At 43.7% G+C, this 16811-nt stretch carries 18 protein-coding genes; 15 read left to right on the top strand and 3 right to left on the bottom strand.

All coding sequences use genetic code 11. The annotated features are described in order from the left end of the window. Positions 1-21: 21 nt before the first annotated feature. Positions 22-573: a DUF4174 domain-containing protein gene (locus AC3CH3_RS22970; RefSeq protein ID WP_019822799.1), complete on the bottom strand. Its 552-nt coding sequence runs from the start codon at positions 571-573 to the stop codon at positions 22-24. Between the two features lie 270 nt (positions 574-843). Here AC3CH3_RS22970 and AC3CH3_RS22965 point away from each other — a divergent pair, with 270 nt between their 5' ends. From AC3CH3_RS22965 to AC3CH3_RS22955, 3 genes are all read left to right on the top strand, one after another. Then, entirely contained in the window at positions 844-1317 is a 474-nt protein-coding gene (locus AC3CH3_RS22965; protein ID WP_004731130.1) for a LabA-like NYN domain-containing protein, read from the top strand. Between the two features lie 80 nt (positions 1318-1397). Continuing rightward, positions 1398-2063 carry a response regulator transcription factor gene (locus AC3CH3_RS22960; RefSeq protein ID WP_019822797.1) on the top strand — a complete coding sequence of 222 codons (666 nt, stop codon included), beginning with the start codon at positions 1398-1400 and terminating at the stop codon, positions 2061-2063. Then, positions 2060-3445 (top strand): histidine kinase sensor domain-containing protein, encoded by a 1386-nt coding sequence (locus tag AC3CH3_RS22955; RefSeq protein ID WP_488538546.1) that lies wholly within the window; start codon positions 2060-2062, stop codon positions 3443-3445. Before AC3CH3_RS22960 ends, AC3CH3_RS22955 begins: the two co-directional genes overlap by 4 nt. A 185-nt stretch (positions 3446-3630) precedes the next feature. On the opposite strand, the gene AC3CH3_RS22950 is transcribed toward AC3CH3_RS22955, so the two are convergent. Then, positions 3631-4935: a dicarboxylate/amino acid:cation symporter gene (locus AC3CH3_RS22950; RefSeq protein ID WP_488538545.1), complete on the bottom strand. Its 1305-nt coding sequence runs from the start codon at positions 4933-4935 to the stop codon at positions 3631-3633. A gap of 548 nt (positions 4936-5483) precedes the next feature. On the opposite strand from AC3CH3_RS22950, the gene AC3CH3_RS22945 reads away from it, so the two are divergent. The 7 genes from AC3CH3_RS22945 to AC3CH3_RS22915 all read left to right on the top strand — a co-directional run bounded on the left by AC3CH3_RS22945 (position 5484) and on the right by AC3CH3_RS22915 (position 12679). Next, positions 5484-7580 (top strand): TonB-dependent siderophore receptor, encoded by a 2097-nt coding sequence (locus AC3CH3_RS22945; RefSeq protein WP_488538544.1) that lies wholly within the window; start codon positions 5484-5486, stop codon positions 7578-7580. Positions 7581-7759: 179 nt separating this feature from the next. Beyond that, positions 7760-8527 carry a DUF3450 domain-containing protein gene (locus tag AC3CH3_RS22940; RefSeq protein ID WP_474357324.1) on the top strand — a complete coding sequence of 256 codons (768 nt, stop codon included), beginning with the start codon at positions 7760-7762 and terminating at the stop codon, positions 8525-8527. Next, positions 8527-9903 carry a MotA/TolQ/ExbB proton channel family protein gene (locus AC3CH3_RS22935; RefSeq protein ID WP_171312842.1) on the top strand — a complete coding sequence of 459 codons (1377 nt, stop codon included), beginning with the start codon at positions 8527-8529 and terminating at the stop codon, positions 9901-9903. Before AC3CH3_RS22940 ends, AC3CH3_RS22935 begins: the two co-directional genes overlap by 1 nt. After that, a complete protein-coding gene (locus AC3CH3_RS22930; RefSeq protein ID WP_004731144.1) occupies positions 9903-10463 on the top strand; it encodes a MotA/TolQ/ExbB proton channel family protein in 561 nt (186 codons plus the stop codon). The genes AC3CH3_RS22935 and AC3CH3_RS22930 overlap by 1 nt, the downstream gene beginning before the upstream one ends. Beyond that, positions 10460-10864 carry an ExbD/TolR family protein gene (locus tag AC3CH3_RS22925; protein ID WP_004731145.1) on the top strand — a complete coding sequence of 135 codons (405 nt, stop codon included), beginning with the start codon at positions 10460-10462 and terminating at the stop codon, positions 10862-10864. The genes AC3CH3_RS22930 and AC3CH3_RS22925 overlap by 4 nt, the downstream gene beginning before the upstream one ends. Before the next feature lie 19 nt (positions 10865-10883). Beyond that, positions 10884-11504, top strand: coding sequence for an energy transducer TonB (locus AC3CH3_RS22920; RefSeq protein ID WP_488538543.1), 621 nt, complete (start codon positions 10884-10886; stop codon positions 11502-11504). Beyond that, on the top strand, positions 11501-12679 hold the full coding sequence (locus AC3CH3_RS22915) for a tetratricopeptide repeat protein (protein ID WP_488538542.1): 1179 nt from the start codon (positions 11501-11503) through the stop codon (positions 12677-12679). The genes AC3CH3_RS22920 and AC3CH3_RS22915 overlap by 4 nt, the downstream gene beginning before the upstream one ends. Before the next feature lie 175 nt (positions 12680-12854). On the opposite strand, the gene AC3CH3_RS22910 is transcribed toward AC3CH3_RS22915, so the two are convergent. Next, positions 12855-13175: a hypothetical protein gene (locus tag AC3CH3_RS22910; RefSeq protein WP_017082146.1), complete on the bottom strand. Its 321-nt coding sequence runs from the start codon at positions 13173-13175 to the stop codon at positions 12855-12857. A gap of 398 nt (positions 13176-13573) precedes the next feature. Here AC3CH3_RS22910 and AC3CH3_RS22905 point away from each other — a divergent pair, with 398 nt between their 5' ends. From AC3CH3_RS22905 to AC3CH3_RS22885, 5 genes are all read left to right on the top strand, one after another. Further along, positions 13574-14203, top strand: a complete 630-nt coding sequence (locus tag AC3CH3_RS22905) for a PepSY-associated TM helix domain-containing protein (protein ID WP_488538541.1) — start codon at positions 13574-13576, stop codon at positions 14201-14203. Between the two features lie 97 nt (positions 14204-14300). Then, entirely contained in the window at positions 14301-14819 is a 519-nt protein-coding gene (locus AC3CH3_RS22900) for a DUF2271 domain-containing protein (protein ID WP_065206167.1), read from the top strand. 94 nt (positions 14820-14913) lie between these two features. Beyond that, a complete protein-coding gene (locus AC3CH3_RS22895; RefSeq protein WP_065206166.1) occupies positions 14914-15750 on the top strand; it encodes a DUF4198 domain-containing protein in 837 nt (278 codons plus the stop codon). A gap of 115 nt (positions 15751-15865) precedes the next feature. Next, positions 15866-16201, top strand: coding sequence for a hypothetical protein (locus tag AC3CH3_RS22890; protein WP_017079279.1), 336 nt, complete (start codon positions 15866-15868; stop codon positions 16199-16201). Beyond that, positions 16198-16776, top strand: a complete 579-nt coding sequence (locus tag AC3CH3_RS22885; protein ID WP_171308619.1) for a DUF6162 family protein — start codon at positions 16198-16200, stop codon at positions 16774-16776. Before AC3CH3_RS22890 ends, AC3CH3_RS22885 begins: the two co-directional genes overlap by 4 nt. Positions 16777-16811 lie beyond the last annotated feature (35 nt).

Here is a 16811-nt window from a genome sequence, read left to right as displayed (position 1 = left end):
CACTACTGAGCTCAGCAAGAATCAAATACTGCAGCGGCTGCCTTGTCGCTGCATTTCTTGTTGGCGCATCGGCATTTCGTCAATGATATTGGTGATCTGTTTCCAATCTGTTTTGCCACTCCACCGGTGCTTCTCTTTTCCGTCTTTGCCAATCAAAACAGCGGTGTGTGATCCTTTCGGGATTTCATAAATGCTAGTGACAGCCTCTAAGTTAAACTCTTCTTCTAGCCAAGTCGGGACTGTATAACCACTCTCTGCAATAACCATAATGACGACGTCTCGCTCGTCTAATTGACAGTTATTTAGCAACACTTCATTCAGAAACTCTTTAACGACTGAATCTTCCTTTGGAGCGAAATAAATCACACTGCGGTGCGGCAAAGGCTTTGAGTGAGAATAGGCGGGGTAGGCGAGTACTGAATTGATGGTTAAGCTCATGATTAATACCGTGCTGATGGTCAGTAGTTTAAGCAAACTAAACCAGACACCAGAGTTTGATGGTTGATTTAAAGTTTGCATCGCTTTGGTTGTGTCGATGCTTACGTTCGATTTGTGTGTTTGTCGGTGCAGCATTGCCAACCTCCCTTTAAAAGTTCTAAGCCTCAGTACGATTTGAATGCTACGTAAAGAAGAAGGTGAAGATCAGACCCACCTAAGAAACGTTCAAAACAAATCCACTTACAATAAGCATAGTTAGGATTACGTTAAAGACACTTAGCTTTATGCTAAAGATATTATGTTTACGTTAACGATACCTGGCAGGTTCATTTTTATTGAGTAAAGCGACTCGCATTTTACAATTGAATAGAATAGGGTATACGGAAAATCTAAAGGTATGAATTTATGGAAAACATAGCAATTTTGGTCGACGTTCAGAACGTTTACTACACGACGCGCGATAAATATCGTTCTAACTTCGACTATAACCAGTTTTGGTATGTTGCCACGGAAGGGCGTAACGTTGTTGCCGCTAATGCTTACGCAATCTCTAGCCAAGATCCTAAACAGCGCCAATTTCACCATATCCTTCGTGGTGTGGGTTTTAATGTGAAATTAAAGCCGTTTATTCAGCGTCGAGATGGCAGTGCAAAAGGCGATTGGGATGTGGGTATTGCGTTAGACGCGATAGAACTTGCTGAGACGGTTGATACGATTGTTTTGGTATCAGGAGACGGTGATTTCGAAATTCTTGTAGAGCGAATCAAAGAGCGCTTTGGCAAGCCTGTTGAAGTGTATGGTGTTCCGGGGTTAACTGCTCAAAATCTTATCGATTCTGCCTCAAAATTTGTACCGATTGAAAAAGATTTTCTTCTATAGAGGAAATCGGGCACTTTATAATTGAAATCAATAATAACGATAATTAGAATGCAAACAGTTCTTATTTATCGGTGTGTGTAATGTCTCGCGTTTTAGTTGTTGATGATGATATTCAGTTGTGTGAATTACTGGGTGAAGTGTTAGAAAATGAGGGGTATCACGTTGATACTGTTCATTGCGGTGAATCCGCGCTTGAGTTTATTCAAACTCATCCTGTCGATTTGGTTCTACTCGATGTAATGCTTCCTAACTTAAGCGGCATTCAAGTAGCAAGACGCATTTGTCAGCGTTTTGCTACTCCTATTCTTATGCTAACCGCACTTAACGACGATGCCTCAATGCTCGATGGCTACCAAGCAGGCGCCGACCAGTACATCGCTAAACCTTTCAATGTTCCAGAACTCTTAACCCGTATTAAGGTGATCTTGCGCCGAGTGGGTTTTGAACGCCAAAGACAATCTTTAGCTTCGTCTAATCACGGCTTGTGTGAACAACTCTCTCGTTTGCCATTAACTGGCACTGAAAAAGACTTGCTTGATTATTTGGTCAAAAATGACGGTATTGTCGTCTCAAAATCTGATCTGCAAATCCATGTACTCAAGAAAGAACTGTGTCCTTTCGATCGTAATTTAGATATGCATATCAGCAATATACGTAGAAAGCTCGTTCAGGCCGGTTTGTCTAAACAACATATAAAAACCGTTCGTGGTAAAGGTTACAGTTACCTAGAGTCGGTCGGAGCATGAGTAAAAAACTGCTGCGATGCCCTGATTTTATTACTAAACGTAAAGACGGACTCACTTTCCAATTGTTCAGTTACCTGACCGTCATTTTGGTGAGTATTTTGATCCTGCAAGGTGTTGCTGAAAGAGCCTTGATGAAAGCGCTGCTTAAAGTGCCAGAATCGGTAAAAGCGGAAATGCTCGACCTTGCTTACCAAGCGAATGTGTTGATTGAAGAAGGGGACATGGATGAACTCGCGGACTGGGGTAATGCTCAGCAGTATTATCTGTTCGTCATCGACAAAGACAATCGCCCGATCACACATCGTCACATGCATCCACATTTTGAATTTAAGCTCAAATACTTAAGAACGTTAGATCACCAACTTAGTGATCGTGTGAGTAAGCCCATCTTCGGTCTACCACTGGATAACGGTAAAACACTGGTTATCCAACTACCGCACCAATTTCATCCCGCTAAATCTTTTGCGCCATACTCCTATATGCTTAAAGCATTGATTGCATTGGTCGTATTGTCTCTGTTCTCGATTATCATGGCCAAAAGCCTTCAGCAACCGTTGGATAGATTGAGAGAAGCGAGCCGCAGACTGGCTCAAGGTGACTTCACGGTCAGTGTGGTGTCGGAGTTGAACTCCACCACGCGTGAATTCAACGAGCTTGCACACGATTTTGATCATATGACCTTTGAAATTAAATCTCTGGCTGAAAAGCAACGTCGTTTGATTCGTGATGTCTCACACGAGTTAAGAACACCATTAGCAAGGCAAAACCTCGCACTACACCTGCTGCGCAGCAAGGTTGATGATAAAAGCATTGGTTTGCTAGAACGAATGGAAAGTGAAACAGAAGAGATGAACAAACTGGTGGGTGAGATACTTGAATTTAGCCGCTTAGAAACCTCTCGCTATGACTCCAAGTTAAGTTTAATGCACCTTGAGCACTATTGTTCAATGTTGATCGCGCAGATGCAAAACGATTTAAAACCGAATCAAACTTTGATTGGCTCTCTAGAGACAACGACCTCAATGGTGAACGTTGATGAGAGACTGCTGCTTCGAATGATTGGTAACTTGGTCGGAAATGCCATTAAATACGCGGGTGAGAACGCTCATGTTGTCGTGACGACATACGAACAGGTCACAGATAAACGTTACAGTGTCATATCTGTAGAAGATGACGGTGATGGCATTCCTGAGAACAAGATTGCAGGTATATTCGACCCGTTTACACGAATAGAATCAGCCCGAGACAAACAGTCTGGTGGTTACGGTCTAGGCCTTGCGATTGTTAAAGAAGCGATGGGTGTGATGAGTGGACATGTGACCGCTGAGAATAGAGAAGGTGGGGGACTGAGAGTGAACTTGATGTTCCCAATCGGTGATTAGCTTTCTCTATTGAGAAGAACGCAAAATCGATAATTGTCCCAACTCAGTTGTACTGACTTAAGCGATACCCAATAAAAAACGCCACTGCATCTGCAGTGGCGTTTTTCTTTATGCGCTTTGGTGTGGGCTAGGCGTAGCCATTAATTACGCCTGAGCTTGAAGACAAGAGCATAAGATAAGCGAGACTATGCCTGTTGGCTAGCTAGCTTAACTTCTTCTTCTTTCTCACCTGCTGCTGGGTCGTTGAAGCGAGACTCGTCTAGAGCGCCTTCAGACTTAGCAACGATGATAGATACGGCACTATCACCTGTGATGTTTACTGCGGTACGAATCATATCAAGAAGACGGTCAACACCCATGATAAGCGCGATACCTTCAAGCGGTAGACCAACTTGGTTCAATACCATTGCTAGCATAACAAGACCAACACCAGGAACACCTGCAGTACCAACAGACGCCAATGTCGCAGTTAGGATAACCATCAAGTAGTCACCCATAGTAAGGTCAATGTTGTAGGCTTGTGCGATAAACGCCGTTGCAACACCCTGCATGATAGCAGTGCCGTCCATGTTCACGGTTGCACCTAGTGGTACAGTGAAAGAAGCGACTTTGTTATCTACGCCCATGCGGTTTTTAGCCGTTTCCATAGTTACTGGAATCGTCGCATTTGATGAAGCCGTTGAAAATGCAAACATGATGGCATCTTCCATCTTACGTAAGAACGTAATAGGGCTTAAACCTGTGAAACCTTTTAGCATCGCACTGTAAGTAACCAAACCGTGTAGGAGTAGGGTACCTGCAAGTACTAAGAAGTATTCTGCTAGGTTCCAGATTGCGCTTAAACCAAGGCCGGAGAACAGCTTCGCCATCAAGAAGAACACACCATAAGGCGCAAGGTTCATCAGTAGCGCAACAAGCTTCATGATCACTTCGTTCAAATCAGAGAAAACCGCAGCGATACGCTCGCCAGGTTTACCCGCTGCACTGATTGCAATACCAAACAACACAGCAAATACGATAACTTGCAGCGTTTTGCCCTCAGCCATCGCCTGAATAGGGTTGGTTGGGAACATGTCGATGATTACTTGGCCCAAAGAAGGGGCATCCGCTGATTTGAAAGAGCTCGCAGCAGTAAGATCCGCACCAGCTCCAGGTTGGAACAGGTTGCCGATAGTAAGTGCTAGAGTGATAGCAACGGCTGTAGTACCAATATAAAGTGCAAGCGTTTTGCCACCCATACGGCCAAGAGTTGATAAGTCTTTAAGAGAGCTTGTACCGCACACTAGTGAAACGAAGACTAGAGGTACAACAAGCATTTTTAAACTGGCGACAAAAATCTGTCCGCCTACTTCAAAGAGTCCGTTAACGATGTAGTTGTTAACAAATCCGCTGTCTGCAAAAAGGGATTGAATGGCAAATCCCGTTAATATGCCCACGACCATACCGAGGATAACTCGACCAGTTAGCGACATAGGTTTCTTGGTATTCATTTAGAACACTCCTTATTATTTATAACTTTGATACCTTTTCAAAGTGAGCGGGAGATTAGCAGTCGGTGGATCAAATCGAAAAACAAAAAATGAGTTTGAAATTATAGATGTGATCAGAATCACTGATAATTGTGTAAATTAAACAAATAAAAACAAAATAATTCACCATTTATTTACATTTATCGAGGGTTTTATACATCAATCAGTCGTTTCAAAGGTAGTAAATAAGACAAGACAATATTTGTATTGATCTTGGCAGCTTAGATTGATCAGACCAATGACCTTATAGTGAAATGTTGAATTGATGTTTACAGATCTACACGCTCAATTAACGTATTAAATTGATTTTGTTGAGCTAAAGAAAGCGTGCGTTCAGTGGGCTTTACAAATCTTTACGAATGCAAAGAATGTAAATTTAATGCAAATGGTAATAATTATCACTTATATTCACTCCCGAAATGATTCAGTGGTACCGGAAACGGTTCAACCGAGCACATCGAATAAATAACAAAGTGCTCGTACAAAAGAATAAAAGCGGAGTAAAGGACATGTTTTCAAAGAGCCCATTGGCCTTAGTGATCGGCGCAGTATTAGCTTCACCAGCAGTATTGGCAGAAACAGTAAAAACAGACGAGCACATGGTTGTTGAAGGTCGTGACTACGGTTACAAGGCCGACACGAACACAACAGCAATGCGCATGGAGGCCACTCAATTAGAGACTCCGGGACAAGTTTCAGTAATCGATGAGCAAATCATCGATGAACAGCGTGCAACAACGCTAGGTGACGTTCTTAAGAATGACGCGAGTGTAAGTGCTGGTGGCACAAGCCGTAACCGTGAGCGTTTTTCTCTACGTGGTTTTTCTGTACAGAGCTCTTCGGGCTTCCTCAAAAATGGTCAACAACACTGGTCTCACTACCGCCAACCAATCGAACTTCTAGAGCGTGTTGAAGTACTTAAAGGTCCATCAGGTCTTCTTTACGGTATTTCTGCTCCAGGTGGTTTGATCAACATGGTAAGCAAGAAGCCTACTTACGATACACAAGTAAGCCTTAGCCAAGACATCGGCTCTAATGATCACACTCGCACGACTCTAGATGTAAGTGGCGCATTAAACGATGCCGAAACTTTACGCGGCCGCGCAATTCTATCTAAAGAAAGCTACGGCTCTTGGAGAACATACGGTGATGGTACTGAACCACAAACAGAGCGTTTTGTTGGTGGTGTCTTCGTTGATTACGATGTATCTGAAGACGTGACGGTTTCTGTTCACTACGACAAGACTAACGACGAAGGTAGCGTAGATTCTGGTGCACTATACACACTAGACGGCAACCGAGTGGGTAGCGACAAGCACATTTGGGATGCGCAGTGGTCACAAATTGAAAACGATGTTGAGAACGTAGGTTTTGATATTGCTGCTAACCTGACAAACACATGGTCTTTAAAAACAGGTTTCAACTACCAAGATTTCGAACGCATTGATATGGAAAGCTACCCAAGCTTTAGAAATATGAACCCTGATGGTACGGGTACAGTCACTCAAGGTGGTAACTATCGTCACGATAAATGGCGTTTCAGAACGGCTTACGTCGATCTAACTACAACCGCTGATCTTGCTGGCACAGAGCACCAATTACTATTCGGCGCTAACTGGTTAGGTTACAGCTATTATCGTGGTATGGATCGCTTCAGCAGCGGTGAATACGCACCAGATGCAACGGTACCAGCACCGTCAGTGGGGTCAACATCGCTAGGTAAGATGAGCACTTACGATACTTGGGGTTTCTATATCCAAGATCTGATTACTATCAATGACGAATGGCAAGTTCTTGCGGGTGCCCGTTTCGACCGTAAAGTAAGTGATGGCGTTGCAGAAGAAAACGTAGCACCTAAGCTTGGCGTGATTTACCACCCAGCATCAAACGGTAGCATTTACGCTTCTTACTCCGAAAGCTTTGAGCCACAAGGTGTTGTCTCTAGCGGTAGCCGTAATTACACGAACGATGGCGAACTTCTTGATGCTGCGACAGGTGTGTCTTACGAAGTTGGTACTAAGTGGGAACTGATGGACGAGCGTCTATTCGTTTCAGGTGCGGTATTCGATATTACCCAAGAAAACATCTCGATGGATGTAGAAGACACTTCATCAGGCGATTGGACGAAGACACAAGGTGGCGAACAAGTTCACCGTGGTGCTGAGTTAGCAGCGCAAGGTTTTATCTCAGAAAAATTCTCTATGTCTGGTTCTGCAATGTACTTAGACGCTGAAATCACGAACCATGAAACCTATGAAGGTAACCGTCCAGTTGACGTACCTGAGTTTGCAGCAAGCGTTTGGTCTACTTACGCAGCAACAAACGAAGTTGATGTTAACCTAGGTCTTATCTACGAAGGTTCTCGTTACGGTGATAGTGCGAACACGTTCAAGAAAGATGGCTATGCTCGTGTCGATATGGGTGCAGCATACACACTTAAGTACGACGACTCTCTAGACTTCGTTGCTCGCCTAACAGTAGAGAACGTATTTGATAAAGAATACCTAGCGGGTGGTGGTTCAACTTCTTCAAAATACCAATTTGCAGAAGACGTAGTCATTGGCGAAGGCCGCAACTACATGGCAACACTGCAGGTTAAATACTAATTTGTTTGTAGGGTGTCATTGATAGCTTAAATACTAAGGGGAAGGTTTCGACTTTCCCCTTTCGTGATTCTGCTATTTAGTAAAAATATCCCTAGTAATGCGAGTGACTTTTAATGATAATGAGACCGCTTATCAATAAAGCTCATTTGACCTTCTTCTTATAGTAAATGACGACAATTATGAATCTTTTAAAAACTAGCCTAGCGCTTGCCATCAGTTTGGTTGCAACGTCTTCGATGGCAAACAGCTTGGATCAAGCTCAATCAATTCAAAACAAGACCAATAACGCGTCGGCTTCGAGCCAAAAGGTTATTGATAAAAGCTCACAAGCGACTTTAATGCTGCAAGCTGAGATTGAGCGTCTGCAAGAAGAAGTTAAAAACTTAGAAATCTATCACGACCATCTTGCTGCATTGGTTGAGAGCCAGAATCAAGAAGCTCAGAGCATTGAAGCGCAGATCGACGAAATCAAATATACACGTCAAGGTGTTGTGCCTCTGATGTACCAGATGATTGATGGCCTTCAGCAGTTAGTTGAGCAAGATGTGCCAATCAAGAAAGAACAGCGTCTAGAAAGAGTTGAAAAGCTGCAAGCGATGATGACTCGCGCGGATGTAAGTGATGCAGAAAAGTATCGTCGTATCCTAGAGGCATATCAAATTGAGATGGACTACGGTATCAAGCTGGGTGTTTATCAAGGTCGTGTAGCATTGACCAGTGAAAAAACGATTGAGGCTGATGTACTGCACCTAGGTCGCATCTCTTTAGTCGCTCGCAATCTAAATGGCAACCAATACTGGTCTTGGGATCAAACAGAAGATCAATGGCAAGAGCTTGATTCTTCAATGAAATCTGAGCTGGATAAAGCCTACGATATTGCTGGTCAACAAGCGGCGCCAAGCTTGATTACTTTACCTGTTTCTCTAACTGTTGCGGAGGTTAAGTAATGAACTTAAAACCGTTGGCCGCATTACTTTGCATTACATCTATTTCATTCTCTGCTTTCTCTGCATCAGACACGACTGCTCAATTAGTTAATAAAGCAAAATCAGAGAGTCGAACTCAAGCTTCTCACAACGTGGTTCGAGAAGCGGATTTCAAAAAGACAGAACAAGAGCTCAAAGCGATCAAAGTGCAGCTTGAAGAGAAACGCACCTCAATCCAAAGCGCTACAGACGTTCTGACTCAAACATTCAGCGACAACGAAAACAAACTTGCTCGTTTAGAAGAGAAACTGCGTTTAGAAACGGGTAGTCTCGGTGAGTTGTTTGGCGTCGTTCGCCAAAACGCAAAAGAGCTAGGTGCAGAGCTTAGTTCTACAGTGAACAGTGTTGATCGCGCTGAACATACTGCAACCGTTGAGCAAATCATTGATGCTAAATCATTGCCATCAATGCCACAGCTATCTGGCTTGTGGATGAGTATGGTTGAGCAAATTCAAGCGAGTTCTGAGCTTGGTAAATCTCAAATTGCGTTCATCAACGGTGAAGGCAACACACAAAAAGCTAATGCATATCGTCTAGGTTCAATCGGCCTAGTGACTGACCAGGGCTATGTTAACTGGAACACCCAGCGCGAAGATGCAATTGCGTATTTGAAACAGCCATCAAATGGTCCAACATTCGCGTCGCTTTCCGCACTTGCGAATGGCGACGTATCTAATATCGTTGTCGATCCTTCTCGTGGATTCATGCTAGAACAATTGGCTTTGGAACCTAGCCTAACTGATCGTCTTCAAGCTGGTGGCGTAGTAGGCAAAGTGATTCTTGGCTTGTTGGCAATTGGTTTAATCATCGCATTGGTTCGTGGTATTTCTTTAGCTATCGCTCGTCAGAAAATTCGCGCACAACTGAAGAACCCTGAACAAGCGGGCGACAACCCTCTTGGTCGCGTTCTTGCAGTTTACAACAAAGAGCAAAACCAAACGGTTGAAGCACTAGAGTTACGTCTTTTAGAAGCCGTCGTTGATGAACAGACTCACTTAGAGAAAGGTTTATCGATGCTGAAACTTCTAGCTGCACTCGCTCCTATGCTTGGTTTGTTGGGCACCGTAACCGGAATGATCGAAACATTCCAAGTGATCACACAGTTTGGTAATGGTGACCCTAAAGTCATGGCTGGTGGTATTTCTATGGCGCTTGTAACAACCGTACTTGGTCTTGTTGCTGCAATACCACTACTACTGGCACACAACATTCTCAGCACTCAGTCAGAAAATATTCGCAATATTCTTGAGAAGCAGGGTATTGGCCTTGTTGCTGAGCAGGCAGAAAAGACAGTTGAATCAAAAGCTGTTGTTTCACCAGTTGGGACTGCTGCGTAATGGATATTTTGTCGGGTTCTCTATTACCAGCGAGTTGGTTAACGAGTGACTGGCTGCTGTCTTTATCAAGCTTTATGGAGCAGGGCGGTTTCGTCCTGTGGTGGCTAGCTGCTGTTGTCCTAGTGTATTGGGTGCTTGTGGTAGAACGCGTGCTTTATCTTGCGTTCTATTTTCCAAAACAACGCCAAGCTTGGATTACAAAGTGGCATGAAAGAGAAGATCACTCTTCTTGGCATGCCAAAGCCATTCGTGAAGGTTGGTTAGGACAAGCGAGTATTTTGCTTAACCAAAACTTGAATTTTATTAAGCTGTTAGTCGCTATTTGTCCGATGTTGGGCTTGTTAGGCACCGTTACCGGTATGATCTCTGTTTTTGATGTCATGGCGACTCAAGGAAGCAGCGACCCTAAATTGATGGCTTCAGGTATCTCGTTAGCAACGCTGCCAACCATGGCGGGTATGGTTGCTGCACTAGCGGGCATGTTTGTTCACGCGCGTTTAGCGAAAGTGTGTAACCGTTTAGAATTAAAATTAGAAAAATCTTTAAGGAGTCAACGATGAGACTCGGTCGACGTCATTCTAAAAACGAAGAGGCTCAAATAGACCTTACTTCGATGCTTGATATCGTATTTATCATGCTTATTTTCTTTATTGTGACCAGTTCATTTGTTCGTGAATCAGGGGTTGAAGTCAATCGCCCACAAGCTTCTAACGTAGTAAGCCAAAAGGATGCGGGCATCTTTGTTGCGATTACGTCTGCGAATGATATCTTCATCGATAAACGTGTTGTCGATGTTGAACGTGTTCAGGCGACGTTAGAACATTTATTGCTAGAACAACCTGATGCTTCTTTGGTCATTCAAGCGGATGAACACGCTTATAACGGAACTGTTGTAAAAGTGATGGACGCCGCTAAAGGTGCCGGTGTGAAAAACATTGCGCTTGCTGCTGAAAAGCGATGATCTTGGAGGATCTTTATAAATGATTCGCCTTTTTCTTGCCTTACCGATAGCGGGGGCACTGGGTTTAGCTCTGTTTTCCTTCATGGCTTGGATGGTTGATAATGGCCATCAACGTTCTCCAGAAAGTGGTGATACTTTAAGTTTCAACATGGTGATGGTGGAACAAGAACAAGACGTTCAAAGAAGACAACGTGCCGTTCCTGAACAGCCAGAAATGCCAGAACCACCACCAGAAGCGCAAACGTCTCAGTCACAAGCTGAAGTTACGCCTCTGAATTCGATGTCTTCACTGCCTTCATTGGATTTGAATACATCTGTTGATGGTCTAGCGATTAACGCGCCGACATTTTCTGATTTTGGGTCAAACCAACAGGCAATGCCTCTGTATCGAGTAGAACCTCGTTACCCAGCGAAGGCGCTTAAGCGGGGCGCTGAAGGTCATGTCATTATGTCTTTTACTATCGATGAGACGGGGCGCCCAGTTGATATTCAAGTCACTGACGCAAACCCACGTCGTATGTTTGAACGTGAAGCGATGAGAGCACTTAAAAAATGGAAATATCAACCGAAAGTCGTCGATGGAAAAGCGATAGCTCAGGTTCGTCAAACCGTGAAACTAGAGTTTAAGTTGGCAAAATGATGAAACAGATATGGATATTAGTGGGCGTGTTGTTAATGCCCCTTACAACACAAGCAAAAGAGCTAACTCAATATACTGCTATTCGTGTTCAAAAAGCGCACAAGCTTGCTCAAGATGAACAGGTTAAACAGGCGATTGACGTTCTTGCAGGCTTGGAGCTTTCTAAAGGCTACGACAAAGCGTACGTAGCTCGTATGCTTGGTGTGTTTTACTGGCAAGATGGGAAAACTGACGCGGCGATTAAGCAGCTAACTTATGCCGTCGATACTAATTTGTTGGTCGATGAGCAAGCTTGGATAACGAAGCGCATGCTTGCTGATCTATTACTAAACGATCAGCAGTTTAAAAACGCGCTTCCGCACTATTACGAGTTAGTGAAAACAGCGCCAGAAAAGGAAAAGAAAGACACGCTTTGGATGCGAATTGCACAAGCTGAATACCAAATTGAAAACTGGTCGAAAGTACTAGTGGCCATTGGTAATCATGACAAGTTCAATTCAAAACCAGAGTTGTCGCCTTTATCACTAAAACTGGGTGCACAACTACAGTTAAAGCAGTGGAAGCAATCTATTCCAACACTGGAAAGCCTTATTGAACTTCAACCAGAAAAAGACAACTGGTGGCGTCAACTAGTGGGTATTCAACTAAGGTTAGAACGTAACCGAGATGCATTAAATACGTTGGCGCTGGCCGATCTACAAGGTGTTGAGCTGAAAAACTCAGATCGCCGCTTGTTAGCACAGCTTTACGCGAAACGCGGCATTCCAGAACGCGCAGCACTAGAAATTAGCAAGCTAGATGATGCGAACAGCGATGTTCAACTTCTGGCTGAGCAAGCAACTTACTGGCAGCTAGCGAAAGAGTGGGACAATGCCATTGAAGTGTGGACATTAGCGTCTAAAAAGGACAATCAATACCACTGGAATGTGGCACAGCTATTGGTTCAGCAAGGTTACTACGACCGAGCGCTGGTTGTTTTAGACAAAGTGAAAGACAAAAACAAACAAGCCGACGTCGCATTGGCGAAAGTACGTTCTTGGTACAAGTTAAAGAACCTTGACAACGCACTGGCACAAGCGAAGCGTGCGAACAACATTGAACCTTCTTCTGAAGCAAAAGGTTGGATTAAATATCTGACTCAGCTAAGAACAGTTAGTGATAACGGAAACGTTTAACTGCTGATAGCTAAAAAAAGAAGATAAGAGACAGCACATAGAAACTAGAAATAAGAAAAGCAAAAGGGTGCCATTTGATCGTTCAAATGACGCCCTTTTTTATATATTGAATAAAATTGAGCCTTAGTGCTTCATTAGGCCTTGGTGTTTGAGCGAGGTATGAGCAAAGGCAAAATTAAGGGCTACACATCTCGCCACTGTGCGATCCCGCGATGATCATTCCGTTTTGGTCAGCAACCCAGTTGATAGTGCAGTCACGATAGGGATTTTTGAAAGCATGTTGTGTTTCGCCATTCTCGAGTGGGGTTTGAGTTTCTACCCAAGCAAACGTGCGCGACTCCCAAAATGAAACAGCTTGAGAGTGAGGCGTTAAATATAACTTTTGGGCGTCGGCAATATTGGAGCCGATATAACTCTCGATATGTTCGTCAGTGCCGATAATTTGGCTAGTACAAGCCGTTACCAACAGGGTAAAAGCTAAAATAATAATACGCATTTCAAAATCCTTTTAAACATGTATCGCCATGCTCGTTTTATAGACAATAAGCTTAAACTACTCTTGAACAGATCGTGATGTTAATGATCTTGATAGTGATCTCAGTTCTAAATACTTCCAGTTTTCTTTCCTTGAATGCACGGTGTATCCACCTATTGGTTTCTATCGATGATCTTTCGGCTGAATCAGATTGACGTTTTAACCAGTTATTACCGCCAACTCTAAACGTTAACAAGATTTACATGTTAACAGAGTAGATAAACAGTTCGATTACTTCCCATGTAATGTTATGTAAATTTCCTTACGCTGCTCGGCAAACGTAAACAATGTAAATTGAATGCCAATACGAATGATTATCAACTAAATTGACGCCATAAAATTTATAGGTATTGGTTTGTATGTCGTTAAAAAGTAGGGCGGTTCAATCATGGGCTCGTCGACTTCATGTTTATATTTCAATGGCGCTTCTGTTCGTTGTTCTTTTCTTCTCAGTGACAGGCATCACCCTTAATCGCCCTGAGTTATTTGAATCAACACAACCCAATATCCAACGGTCAACGTTAACGCTTCCTGCGAATTTATTCACGATACAAGAAGGACGATTGAAAGCCGACGAAACGACCTTTGAGAAGTTTTTGTTTGAAGAAGCCAACTTATCTGGCGTTCCTTCAGGTTTAGACATCTACGCAGAGATTGAAAACGGTGAGTTGCTCATCGGCGAAGTGTCTATGGACTTCAAAGGACCAGGCTACAACGCCTCTGTGTTCGTTGACGTGACGTCTGAAATGGTGGAAGTCGAAACCACCAATTACGGCGTTATCGCGCTTTTGAACGACCTACACAAAGGCCGTAACAGCGGTGAAGTTTGGAAGTGGTTCATCGATATCACTGCTCTGCTGATGATCTTTTTTGTGCTGACTGGCGTGTGCTTATTGTTACCTAAGAAAAAAACGCTCAATACCTCCATTAAATGGACGGTGTTTGGGTCTGCAATCTCTCTTGCTATCTATTTTGTCGCCGTACCTTAATTCTTAATTAGCTTGATCAATCAGGTTGATGAGTCAGCTTGGTGAATCAACTTGAAGAGCGAATTAAAGGTTAAACGGATTTAAAAGGTTGTTAAACATGAAAAAAATGAACTGGAGCAAGGTGCTTCTTGCTTTATCTCTTTTGCCAAGCCTAGGTATGGCACAAGCGATCCCTGATACGGCAAAACTTGATGTGAACTTTAAGCTTCCAAAGATTGATACCTCTATGTACGCACGTCCTTATGTGGCGGTGTGGGTAGAGAACAGCGAACGAAAGTCAGTGAAAACCATTGAGCTTTGGGTCGGTAAAGATGAATGGCTTAAAGATTTACGTAGCTGGTGGAGAAAGGTTGGGCGTTATGATCGTGAATTGGTTGATGCAGTGACGTCTGCAACGCGCCCTGCTGGCCAGTACCGCTTCGTTTGGGATGGTAAGAGCGATGATGGCCAAACTCTAGAACAGGGCGAGTACACGGTTCATATCGAAGTGGTTCGCGAACACGGTGGCCGTAATTACCTTCGTCAAAAAGTATCGCTAACAGATTCAAACGCTTCTTATGAGCTAAAGGCGACGGAAGAGACGGGTGAAATCACTCTGAACTACATCGCTAAATAACAAGTGCGAATAGCAAACTGAACAGAATAGACAGCAGTCATCGTAGGCTCAGATAGAGCGACACGGCTAACAATTATAAATAATGGAATTGAACATGATGAAACAGACAAAAATCAAGGCACTTGCACTAGCGGGTGTGATGGCATTCGGCCTAGCCGCAACGACAACAGCACAAGCTCACCCGCGTTGGATACTACCATCTCACTTTACTGTATCGAAAGAAGGCGGTGATTGGCTAACGTTCGACGTGACTGCATCTCACGGTACGTTCGTTTTCGATAAGCCAGCAGGCAGTGAAAACGCTCATGTCATCATGCCAGACGGTCGCAGCGAGCGTCCAAACTTTGTTGTTCGCGGTAAACGTCGTTCAATCTTCGACTTCTATTTTGAAGAAGAAGGCACACACAAAGTGGCGATCAACAATGAGCCTTCTTACTACACGCAATACAAAGCGGGCCGTCGTGACACTGTAAAGTGGATCAAAGCAAACAAAGCGGAACGTGACTCTGTGCTTCCTGAAAAGTCGCGTGACGTGGTAACACAAATCAGTTTCACCCGTGCAGAAAGCTACATCACAGTGGGTAAGCCATCGGATTCAGTATTTAAGATTGAAGGCAAGCTACTTGAAATGAAGCCAGTAACGCACCCTTCAGACATCATTGAAGGTGAACCTGTGACATTCCAATTCTTCTACAACGGTGAAATCCAGAAAGACGTGAAAGCTGAGATCACTCGTGAAGGCACGCTTTACCGCAACCACCAAGAGCAGATTGATGTTGTGAGTAATGAGAACGGTGAAATTACATTTACTCCAGACGTAGCAGGTCGTTACGTAATGAAAGCGAACTACAAAGGTGAGTTGATTGACAACCCACTGGCAGACAAAGCAAGCGCGAACGTTCACCTAACGTTCGAAGCATTGCTTCAATGATTTGTGATATCGGGGTTAGACCCCTGATTAAGCAACCAAAAACTTAAGGGCTCATTTGAGCCCTTTATCGCTCAGTTTACTTCTGAGAATTTGCACTGTGGCTAGGGTACGAACCATGACAATAAAAACAAAACTAAAATCGATAATCACTCCATGCTTGGCTTTGGGACTTGGTTTCGCTGCATTACCTGCGCAAGCACACTTTCCACTGATGAGCTGCTGGTTTGAAGGCAAAACTGTTGCTTGTGAAGCGGGTTATTCTGATGGCAGCAAAGCGATTGATTACGCGGTTGAGATGTACGATTACGAAGACAACTTGATTGCAAAAGAGATGACAGATAAACGCTCTATCGTTGAATTCCCAAATCCTGACACTGAGTTCTACCTTGTATTCGATTCAGGCCATGAGTTTCCTGTTGAAGTCGATGTTGTTGAGATCAGCGAGAAATGATGATTCAAGGTGTACGTGCTGATACGGGTGGCAGAGAAGGTAAATGGGTAGTGCTGAGCATTGTATTCATCCTTTGCTTTGCAACCGTCGCGATCCCATTTCATCAGGCAGAATCTCACGTTAAATCAGTGCTTGATCATCAAATCCTGGTGACTGATGTTGAACAAGAAAACTTGGCAATGTTGTCAGAGTTACGCTTAGCGCATGAAGAAATTCGTGACTTGCGTATGGACTCTGACGGTGAATGGCCGAGTGTTGTGTCACTTAGGGATGAATGGGTCGCGCCATTTGTTGAAGACCAGAGTTGGAAGCGCAAAGGTTCTCATGCTTGGCTATTGGACGAGCGTGGTTACTACTTTTCGACGCCAAGCGAATACGCTGCACAAAGCGAACATGGCTTTGCTGACTCCTTTATTTTAAACGCCAACAGTGTCTCTCCTGAAATCTGGATTTTCTTTGGTGGTGTAGCGAAACAGCCAGATACTTTTGACCAACACACGCTTGAGTCTACCGGTTGGAAATTGGTGGTGAATGAGTCAGAAGTTGCTGATCAGCATGATGCTTCTTCTCATTAACCCCAGATTCTCGAAAAACAAAATGTTCAAAAATA

This window comes from Vibrio sp. QJM3NY_35 (assembly GCF_057785915.1).
The sequence above is the reverse complement of the archived record's forward strand: the minus strand, read 5'-3'. Positions and strand labels throughout refer to the sequence as shown.

Excerpts from the sequence above, each read along its gene's own strand:
- AC3CH3_RS22905 (WP_488538541.1), top strand. The coding sequence starts at position 13,574 with ATGTCGTTAAAAAGTAGGGCGGTTCAATCATGGGCTCGTCGACTTCAT.
- AC3CH3_RS22945 (WP_488538544.1), top strand. The coding sequence starts at position 5,484 with ATGTTTTCAAAGAGCCCATTGGCCTTAGTGATCGGCGCAGTATTAGCT.
- AC3CH3_RS22895 (WP_065206166.1), top strand. The coding sequence starts at position 14,914 with ATGATGAAACAGACAAAAATCAAGGCACTTGCACTAGCGGGTGTGATG.
- AC3CH3_RS22890 (WP_017079279.1), top strand. The coding sequence starts at position 15,866 with ATGACAATAAAAACAAAACTAAAATCGATAATCACTCCATGCTTGGCT.
- AC3CH3_RS22900 (WP_065206167.1), top strand. The coding sequence starts at position 14,301 with ATGAAAAAAATGAACTGGAGCAAGGTGCTTCTTGCTTTATCTCTTTTG.
- AC3CH3_RS22910 (WP_017082146.1), bottom strand. The coding sequence starts at position 13,175 with ATGCGTATTATTATTTTAGCTTTTACCCTGTTGGTAACGGCTTGTACT.
- AC3CH3_RS22930 (WP_004731144.1), top strand. The coding sequence starts at position 9,903 with ATGGATATTTTGTCGGGTTCTCTATTACCAGCGAGTTGGTTAACGAGT.
- AC3CH3_RS22925 (WP_004731145.1), top strand. The coding sequence starts at position 10,460 with ATGAGACTCGGTCGACGTCATTCTAAAAACGAAGAGGCTCAAATAGAC.
- AC3CH3_RS22940 (WP_474357324.1), top strand. The coding sequence starts at position 7,760 with ATGAATCTTTTAAAAACTAGCCTAGCGCTTGCCATCAGTTTGGTTGCA.
- AC3CH3_RS22915 (WP_488538542.1), top strand. The coding sequence starts at position 11,501 with ATGATGAAACAGATATGGATATTAGTGGGCGTGTTGTTAATGCCCCTT.
- AC3CH3_RS22955 (WP_488538546.1), top strand. The coding sequence starts at position 2,060 with ATGAGTAAAAAACTGCTGCGATGCCCTGATTTTATTACTAAACGTAAA.
- AC3CH3_RS22935 (WP_171312842.1), top strand. The coding sequence starts at position 8,527 with ATGAACTTAAAACCGTTGGCCGCATTACTTTGCATTACATCTATTTCA.
- AC3CH3_RS22920 (WP_488538543.1), top strand. The coding sequence starts at position 10,884 with ATGATTCGCCTTTTTCTTGCCTTACCGATAGCGGGGGCACTGGGTTTA.
- AC3CH3_RS22885 (WP_171308619.1), top strand. The coding sequence starts at position 16,198 with ATGATGATTCAAGGTGTACGTGCTGATACGGGTGGCAGAGAAGGTAAA.
- AC3CH3_RS22950 (WP_488538545.1), bottom strand. The coding sequence starts at position 4,935 with ATGAATACCAAGAAACCTATGTCGCTAACTGGTCGAGTTATCCTCGGT.
- AC3CH3_RS22970 (WP_019822799.1), bottom strand. The coding sequence starts at position 573 with ATGCTGCACCGACAAACACACAAATCGAACGTAAGCATCGACACAACC.
- AC3CH3_RS22965 (WP_004731130.1), top strand. The coding sequence starts at position 844 with ATGGAAAACATAGCAATTTTGGTCGACGTTCAGAACGTTTACTACACG.
- AC3CH3_RS22960 (WP_019822797.1), top strand. The coding sequence starts at position 1,398 with ATGTCTCGCGTTTTAGTTGTTGATGATGATATTCAGTTGTGTGAATTA.